At 66.2% G+C, this 846-nt stretch carries 1 protein-coding gene; it reads left to right on the top strand.

Annotation, left to right across the window (positions count from 1 at the left end):
• Window positions 1-44: 44 nt before the first annotated feature.
• A partial coding sequence (locus BGN97_RS13685; RefSeq protein WP_292702615.1) for a heme o synthase occupies window positions 45-846 on the top strand: 802 nt, incomplete at its 3' end.

Genomic DNA, 846 nt, shown 5'->3' with positions numbered 1-846 from the left:
CGACATCGCAGACCGCTGAGACCACGTACTCGGTCGGTCAGAAGATCCGCGGTTACTTCGTTCTCACGAAGCCCCGTGTCATGGAGCTGCTGCTCGTCTCCACCGTTCCCGTCATGATCCTCGCGCTCGGCGGCCTCCCCGACCTGCGGGAGCTCTGGCTGATCATCGCCACCGTCATAGGCGGCGCCATGAGCGCGGGCTCCGCGGCATCGTTCAACATGTACCTCGACCGCGACATCGACGTGCACATGAAGCGCACCGAGAACCGGCCCCTGGTCACCGGCGAGGTGTCGCCGCGCGGAGCGCTGGTGTTCTCGTGGGCCCTCGCGGTCGCCTCCACCGTCTGGCTGCTCGCGTTCACCAACTGGCTGGCGGCGTCGCTGTCGGTGTTCGCCATCTTCTTCTACGTCGTGGTGTACACGATGATCCTCAAGCGCCGCACCGAGCAGAACATCATCTGGGGCGGCATCGCGGGATGCTTCCCCGTGCTGATCGGCTGGACCGCGGTGACGGGTTCGCTGGACTGGCCGCCGTTCGTGCTGTTCGTCCTGATCTTCCTCTGGACGCCGCCGCACTACTGGCCGCTGTCGATGAAGTACAAGGACGACTACGACGACGTCGACGTGCCCATGCTCGGGGTGACGCGCCCTGCGTACCAGGTGGGACTGCAGGTCATCCTCTACGCCTGGGCCACGGTCGCGTGCTCGCTGCTGCTCGTCCCCGTCGCGCAGATGGGCATCGTGTACACGGCATCCGCTCTCGTCTTCGGCGGCTGGTTCATCTACGAGTCGCACCGTCTGTACAACCGCGCGCTGCGCGGCACCGAGCCGCGCCCGATGCGCGTGT

The sequence above is a fragment of the Microbacterium sp. 69-10 genome, assembly GCF_001897945.1.
Taxonomy (GTDB): domain Bacteria; phylum Actinomycetota; class Actinomycetes; order Actinomycetales; family Microbacteriaceae; genus Microbacterium.
This window is presented reverse-complemented; position numbering and strand designations above follow the sequence as displayed.